Origin of the sequence: Palleronia sp., from assembly GCF_042089775.1 — a bacterium.
Classification (GTDB): domain Bacteria; phylum Pseudomonadota; class Alphaproteobacteria; order Rhodobacterales; family Rhodobacteraceae; genus Palleronia.
The window spans coordinates 24,772-31,138 of record NZ_JBELKF010000041.1 but is presented as its reverse complement, the minus strand read 5'-3'; the positions used below and the strand labels follow the sequence as shown (position 1 = coordinate 31,138).

The 6,367-nt window shown below is 65.4% G+C and carries 11 protein-coding genes; 9 read left to right on the top strand and 2 right to left on the bottom strand.

Annotation, left to right across the window (positions count from 1 at the left end; genetic code table 11):
- Nucleotides 1-120: 120 nt before the first annotated feature.
- Nucleotides 121-1,443: a FliI/YscN family ATPase gene (locus tag ACFDS3_RS11445; RefSeq protein ID WP_375262484.1), complete on the bottom strand. Its 1,323-nt coding sequence runs from the start codon at nucleotides 1,441-1,443 to the stop codon at nucleotides 121-123.
- Between the two features lie 84 nt (nucleotides 1,444-1,527).
- Between ACFDS3_RS11445 and flgB the strand changes: the two genes are divergently transcribed.
- Genes flgB through ACFDS3_RS11400 form a run of 9 tightly spaced genes read left to right on the top strand, consistent with a single transcriptional unit; the run spans nucleotide 1,528 to nucleotide 6,036 of the window.
- Complete coding sequence (gene flgB / locus ACFDS3_RS11440; RefSeq protein WP_375262483.1) at nucleotides 1,528-1,905, top strand: flagellar basal body rod protein FlgB; 378 nt, start codon at nucleotides 1,528-1,530, stop codon at nucleotides 1,903-1,905.
- A 3-nt stretch (nucleotides 1,906-1,908) separates the two neighbouring features.
- A complete protein-coding gene (flgC, locus tag ACFDS3_RS11435) occupies nucleotides 1,909-2,286 on the top strand; it encodes a flagellar basal body rod protein FlgC (RefSeq protein WP_375262482.1) in 378 nt (125 codons plus the stop codon).
- A gap of 21 nt (nucleotides 2,287-2,307) precedes the next feature.
- Nucleotides 2,308-2,586 carry a flagellar hook-basal body complex protein FliE gene (gene fliE / locus ACFDS3_RS11430; protein ID WP_375262481.1) on the top strand — a complete coding sequence of 93 codons (279 nt, stop codon included), beginning with the start codon at nucleotides 2,308-2,310 and terminating at the stop codon, nucleotides 2,584-2,586.
- A gap of 4 nt (nucleotides 2,587-2,590) precedes the next feature.
- Nucleotides 2,591-2,860: a flagellar biosynthetic protein FliQ gene (locus ACFDS3_RS11425; protein WP_375262480.1), complete on the top strand. Its 270-nt coding sequence runs from the start codon at nucleotides 2,591-2,593 to the stop codon at nucleotides 2,858-2,860.
- 1 nt (nucleotide 2,861) lies between these two features.
- Nucleotides 2,862-3,575, top strand: coding sequence for a flagellar hook-basal body complex protein (locus ACFDS3_RS11420; RefSeq protein WP_375262479.1), 714 nt, complete (start codon nucleotides 2,862-2,864; stop codon nucleotides 3,573-3,575).
- 9 nt (nucleotides 3,576-3,584) lie between these two features.
- Nucleotides 3,585-4,370, top strand: coding sequence for a flagellar basal-body rod protein FlgG (flgG, locus tag ACFDS3_RS11415; RefSeq protein WP_375262478.1), 786 nt, complete (start codon nucleotides 3,585-3,587; stop codon nucleotides 4,368-4,370).
- The gene (gene flgA / locus ACFDS3_RS11410) at nucleotides 4,370-4,795 is read left to right on the top strand and encodes a flagellar basal body P-ring formation chaperone FlgA (protein ID WP_375262486.1); all 426 of its coding nucleotides are present in this window, start codon (nucleotides 4,370-4,372) and stop codon (nucleotides 4,793-4,795) included. The genes flgG and flgA overlap by 1 nt, the downstream gene beginning before the upstream one ends.
- Nucleotides 4,792-5,514 carry a flagellar basal body L-ring protein FlgH gene (gene flgH / locus ACFDS3_RS11405; protein ID WP_375262477.1) on the top strand — a complete coding sequence of 241 codons (723 nt, stop codon included), beginning with the start codon at nucleotides 4,792-4,794 and terminating at the stop codon, nucleotides 5,512-5,514. Before flgA ends, flgH begins: the two co-directional genes overlap by 4 nt.
- Before the next feature lie 9 nt (nucleotides 5,515-5,523).
- Entirely contained in the window at nucleotides 5,524-6,036 is a 513-nt protein-coding gene (locus tag ACFDS3_RS11400; protein ID WP_375262476.1) for a flagellar basal body-associated protein FliL, read from the top strand.
- Here the strand turns inward: ACFDS3_RS11400 and ACFDS3_RS11395 are convergent.
- Nucleotides 6,033-6,359, bottom strand: a complete 327-nt coding sequence (locus tag ACFDS3_RS11395) for a hypothetical protein (RefSeq protein WP_375262475.1) — start codon at nucleotides 6,357-6,359, stop codon at nucleotides 6,033-6,035. The genes ACFDS3_RS11400 and ACFDS3_RS11395 overlap by 4 nt on opposite strands.
- Between the last annotated feature and the right edge of the window lie 8 nt (nucleotides 6,360-6,367).

The window sequence follows — 6,367 nt, the reverse complement described above, 5'->3', positions numbered from 1 at the left end:
CCGTGAATCATGCGGGCCGCACAGCCTCAACCTGATTAATGGGTCCTGAGCCTAATCTAGCGGCGGCTCAACGAGTTGACCCGCCGCTAGCTGACACCGTTCGCCGCCATAGCTGGGAGGTCAGTCCAAGCGTCTCGAGAGACATCTCGCGAGCGCGGCAAAGCTGTCCTCCACCGAACCGCCCTCAAACTGACCGATGAAAGTGTCCAGCTTCGGCCATGCTTGTATTGCGGCATCCACCGTTCGATCGCTCCCCGACGCGTACAGCCCCGCCTGAATCATCATTTCTGCCTTTTCATAGGCTCCTATGAGGCGGCGCGCTTCCTGAATGAGCGTGTTCTCCTGCGGGCCGGCTGCGTCGGGAAGCGAGCGGGAAACTGATCTCACCAGATCGATCGCAGGAAATCTGCCCCGTTCGGCGATCCCGCGATCAAGCACGATATGCCCGTCAAGAACACCGCGGAGTGCGTCTGCCACAGGGCCTTCCATATCACTGCCGGCCACGAGAACAGTGAAGACTGCGGTGATGTCGCCCTGTCCTTCGACGCCCGGACCGGCGCGCTCGCAGAGAGAGGCCAGTTCTGTCGCCATCGACGCTGGGAAACCGCCCAGGCTGGGAGCCTCGCCGCGAACGGCGGCGACCTGACGGTGAGCCTCGGCATGACGTGTGATCGAGTCCGCCAACAGCAACACGTGCTTGCCCTCGTCGCGGAATGTTTCCGCCACGGCCAGGGCGGCGGGAAGGCAGCGCGCGCGGGACGACGCCGGAGCATCAGCGGTTGCAGCGACGACGACGGTGCGCGCCATGCCTTCTGGTCCGAGCACGCGGCTGACGAAGTCCCGTACCTCGCGACCGCGCTCGCCGATCATGGCGAAAATCACCACATCGGCCTCGATCCGCCGCGCGAGAGTTCCCAGAAGCGTCGATTTGCCGACGCCGGAGCCGGCAAAGAGGCCGATCCGTTGCCCGCGCACCAACGGAAGAAGCGTATTCATTGCCCGCAACCCAGTCTGCACGCGGGCGCCCAGCCCGCGCCGGTGCACAGCGTCAGGAGCGGCGCCTGTCAGAGCGCGGCTAGTCAGACCCGGGAGAAGCGCGCGCCCGTCCAGCGGCCGTCCTTGCGGATCAACCACGCGTCCGATCCACCCGGCGTGCGGAGAAATTGACAAGGGTCCCAGCAGCGCCGCGGGATCTCCTGGGCGCAGGCCATTGACCGAACCGTCGGGGATGGCGGCCAGCACCTGCCCATTCGCCGAAACGATCTCGCCCTCGCACGAGAAACCTTGGCGTCCTATGCGGACGCGGTCGCCGATCGCGGCATGGCTGGACAATCCGGACATGCGCACAGCGCCGCCGTCGATCCCCTCGATCCGGCCCAGGGGGCGGTCCAGATGGGCCGCCGCGAGGGCGGCGGTTACGTTCTCGTATCCGGCAAGGGTCATGCGTCCGCTCCGTTCAATTGCACTCAACCTTTCATAAAGGAATCACCGTTAAGCCTTCGTTGAACCCGAACCACGGAGGATCCGATGGGCACGCTGGGCCTCACATCCATGGCGCACGACTTGGCCGCGCATTCGGCCGCACGGACGTCTCACATCGCAAAGAACGTCGCGAACGCCGACACGCCTGGCTATCGGGCGAAGGATCTTCCTCGCTTTTCCGAAGAGATGGATCGCGCCATCGTCATGCGTGCCACGCGTTCCGGCCACATCCAGCCGGATGCCGCGCCTGGCAACATCCGCCCAATCGAGCGTGGCGGAGAAGTCTCACCGAACGGCAACGACGTCTCGCTGGAGACCGAGATGATGGAGGCCGCTTCGGCGCGGCAGAGCCACGAAATGGCGATCTCGGTCTATTCCAGCGTGCGCGGGATAATGTCAGCCGCGCTCGGCAGAGGGAGGTAAACCATGAGTGACGTACTCGGAACCATGGGTATTTCGTCCAGCGGCATGCAGGCGCAGGCCCAGCGTTTGCGGCACGCTTCGGAGAACATCGCCAACGCCGACACGCCCGGTTATCGGCGCAAGACGATTCCATTCCGCGAGCTCGCGGACGGCGGCGTCGAGGCGGGACGTGTGCGCCTTGATCGGCGCGAACTGCCACAGGTCTACGAGCCCGGGCACCCGATGGCGGACGAATCGGGGTTCTATCAAGGCTCGAATGTCGATCTCGTGATCGAACTGGCCGACGCGCGCGAGGCGCAGCGGTCCTACGAGGCTAACCTCAAGATTTTCGACCAGTCCCGTCAGATGGCTCTCGGCCTGCTCGAACTGCTCAAGCGCTAATCAACATTTCGGAGATCCAGAATGGATATCAACGCAGCATTCGCCGCCCAACGCTACGCGGCGGCCCGACCCGCGACGACCCCGGAACCGGCTGTCCAGGCCGCTACCGAGGCCGTGCAGACCTTTGCCGAGACCATGCAGGCAGGCGAGGACACCGCGCGGGCCGCAATGACCGGCGCGGCCGATCCCAATGCGCTGGTCCGTTCCCTCGGGCAGGCGAAGTTTGCAGTCGAGACGGCCGTGACCGTGCGCGACAAGGTGGTCGAGGCCTACCAGGAAATCCTCCGGATGCCGGTCTGAGCACATGCTCACCGAGGGGATGTTCTATGACGCGCTCCGCCAGGGGCTCTGGGTCACGGTCGAGTTGTCGGCACCGATCCTGACGGTCGCGCTCGTTTCGGGCCTCGTCATCGGCCTGTTCCAGGCTCTGACATCGATCCAGGAGATGACGCTGACCTTCGTGCCGAAGCTCATCGCGATCGGTGCGGTCTTCTGGGCCACCATGGGCCTCATGACCCGCACCCTCTTGGCCTACTTCGAGACGGGCATCATTCCGCTCATTGCAGGAAGCTGACATGGATAACTCCGTCTATACCACGCTGACCAGAATGTCGGGGCTGGCGCGGGAAATGCAGACAATCGCGAACAACATCGCGAACGCGTCGAGCCACGGCTACCGCAAGGAAGGCATCATCTTTTCCGAGTACGTCGCCGCGCTCGAGGATGCGCCTTCGCTCAGCATGGCTGCCGGGCGGGTGCGCCATACGTCGCAACTGCAGGGCGGAGTGGAAAATACGGGCGGCGCCTTCGACTTCGCGATCCAGGGCGAGGGGTTCTTCCTCGTCGAGACGCCGGATGGCGAGGCGCTGACGCGCGCGGGCAATTTCCTTCCGAACGCCGCAGGGGAACTGGTCAATCCTGAAGGGATGCGCCTCCTCGACGCCGCTGGCGCACCGGTCTTCGTGCCGCCCGATGCCACCGAGGTTTCCCTTTCAGCCGACGGGACGCTTTCGGCGAACGGTCAGCCATTGGCCGAGATCGGTCTCTGGGCGCCCGAACGGCCCGAGGACGTGACCCGGCGGGGCGGCCTGCTGTTCGGACTCGAGAACCCGCCGGTGCCCGTCGAGGGCACGACACTCCTTCAGCGCCATCTCGAGAAATCGAACGTAGATCCCGTGGCCGAGATCAGCCGAATGGTCGAGGTCCAGCGCGCCTACGAGATGGGCCAGAGCTTTTTCGATACAGAGGACCAGCGCATCCGCAACGTCCTCACCACCCTTGGACGATAGGAGGCTATAATGCGTGCCCTGTCCATCGCCGCCACCGGCATGAGCGCTCAGCAGATGCGGGTCGAAGTCACGGCCCACAACCTCGCCAACATGAGCACCACGGGCTACAACGCTCGCCGCGCCGAGTTCGCCGACCTGCATTACGAGCAGGTTCAACGCGCCGGCACTCTGTCCTCGACCTCTGGAACCGAGCTGCCCACCGGCGTTCAACTCGGCCTCGGGTCCCGCGCGTCTGCCGTCACGATGGAGATCGCGCAGGGCACGCTGAAGCAGACCGGGGGCGATCTGGACGTTGCCATCGAAGGGCGCGGTTATATCGAGGTCACTCTGCCGTCCGGCCAGTCGGGATACACCCGCGACGGCGCGCTGAAGCGCACCGGAGACGGCCTGATCGTCAACTCCGAGGGCTATCCCGTCGCCCCCGACATCACGATCCCCGACGACGCCACCTCGATCGCGATCAATCCCGATGGCGAGGTCTATGCCTATTTCACCGGCGAGCCCGAGCCCGAGCTTCTGGGCCAGCTGAACCTCGTCGGCTTTTCCAACGTGAAGGGGCTCGAGGCCATCGGCTCGAACCTGCTGACCGAAACGGCGGCGTCCGGGCCGCCGATCGCCGGTGCGCCGGGCACGGACGGGCTGGGAACGTTCCGTCAGGGTTATCTCGAGGACAGTTCGGTTGATCCAGTCCGCGAGATTACCAAGCTGATCGAGGCGCAGCGTGGCTATGAGCTGAATTCAAAGGTCATTACCGCCGCCGACCAGATGATGAGCGCGACGACGCAGATCCGATGATCCGTCTGGCCCTCATCCTCGCGCTGGTCGCCCCGCCCGCCCTGGCCGACATCGTCGTGGCCGCCCGCACGATCCGTGCCAACTCGATCATCGGCCCGGCGGATGTTTCGGCAACGCCGGGCGATGCCGGCGGCTTTCTGGCGGACCCGGCCGAGGCCATCGGCCAGGAGAGCCGCGTCACGCTCTACGCCGGTCGGCCTGTCCGCCCGGGTGACATCGGCCCGCCCGCCCTGATAGAGCGCAATCAGATCGTGACCCTGCACTTCGTCACGGACGGCCTGAGCATCTCGACCGATGCGCGTGCGCTTGATCGTGCGGGCAGCGGCGATCGGCTGCGCGTAATGAACCTGTCCTCGCGGACCACCGTGATCGGCGAAGTTGCCGAAGACGGCAGCGTCCATGTCGGCCCCGGAGGCCCGCAATGAAGCACATCATCTTTCTCGCCTGCCTCGGCGTTACGGCCTGCGGCCAAACCACAGGCATCGGCGTTCCGCCGGCCCTGACCCCGGTGGCCGAGAGCCCCGAACTGGTTGCAATGCAGAGCCCGCGCTTGCCTGAACGGCCCGAACCCTTGAGTCCGGCGGCCAGCGCGTCGCTCTGGTCCGGTGACAGGGCTTCGCTTCTCGGGACGCGCCGGGCCGAAACCCGCGGCGACATCGTCACCGTCATCATTGAGATCGACGATGAGGCCGAGTTCTCGAACAGCTCAGACCGCTCGCGGTCGGGGAGCGAGACGATGGCTGTACCGAACCTGGTCGGGATACCCCAGCGCCTCGGCGGCCGACTACCCGAGGGGGCAACGTTCGACGATGCCGTTGGCCTCACGTCCAACAGCAAGTTCAAGGGCGACGGCAACACGACTCGGAATGAACGTCTGACCCTGCGGGTCGCGGCCACGGTGACCGAGATCCTTCCCAACGGCAGCTTCGCGATCGAGGGCCGCCAAGAGGTGCGCCTGAACTACGAGCTGCGCGAGTTGGTGGTGACCGGCTTCGTCCGCCCGGAGGATATCTCGCGCCGCAACGAGGTGCTCTACGACAAGATCGCCGCTGCGCGGATTTCCTACGGCGGGCGCGGGCAGATTACCGACGTGCAGCAGCCGCGTTACGGCCAACAGGTCGCCGAAAAGCTCCTTCCCTTCTGAGGTATTCCCATGACCAAGCTCCTTCCGATCGTTCTGGCGCTTGTCGGGCTTGGCAGTGGCGTGGGCGCAGGTTTCATCCTGCGCCCGTCGCTCGATCAGCCGGACGCAGTGCATGAGGCTGCGGCCGATACCCGCGCCGGCGAAGCCGGAGAGGACAAGGCAATTCCCGTCGCCGATCATGCCAACGAGCCCGTCGGGGACGGTGTCTTCGTCAGGTTCCAGAACCAGTTCGTCATCCCGCTGATCGCCAACGGCGAAGTTGCGGCGATGGTGGTGATGACCCTGAATCTGGAGGTCGATCCAGGCGTTGATGCCCGCGCGCTCGAACGAGAGCCGCGCCTTCGCGACCGCTTCCTGCGCGTGATGCTCGATCATGCCGCGACCGGCGGGTTCGACGGCGTTTTTACATCGAACGGTCAAATCAATCGGCTGAAGACCGCGCTGATCGAGACCGCCAGCCAAGAGATTGGTGCTGGCGTGCGCGACGTGCTGATCCTCGATATGAACAAGCAGGCGGTCTAGCGATCCGCCTGCGCCAGGCGCGTCGCCACATCGGCGCGCCCAAATGCCCGCCGCGCCACCCTGAGCGCGGCGTCGTGCTGTGCGAGAAGCGCTGCAAGTTGCCGGTTGAGGCGTATGAGCTCGGCCTCGCTCGCGGCCTGCCAGGCCAGTTCCGCCCCCGATACCCTTGCCAAGTCCAGATCCCCGGAAGCCACACGTGCCTCGCGCGCCTCGGTCAGGCGTGCGATGTCGCCGCGCAGGCGCGAGACCTGGGACAGGATCGCCTCGACCTTGGATAGTTCGCGATCCCGCACCATGCCAGCCAGCTTCGCCAGGTCGCCCATGCGCCCGT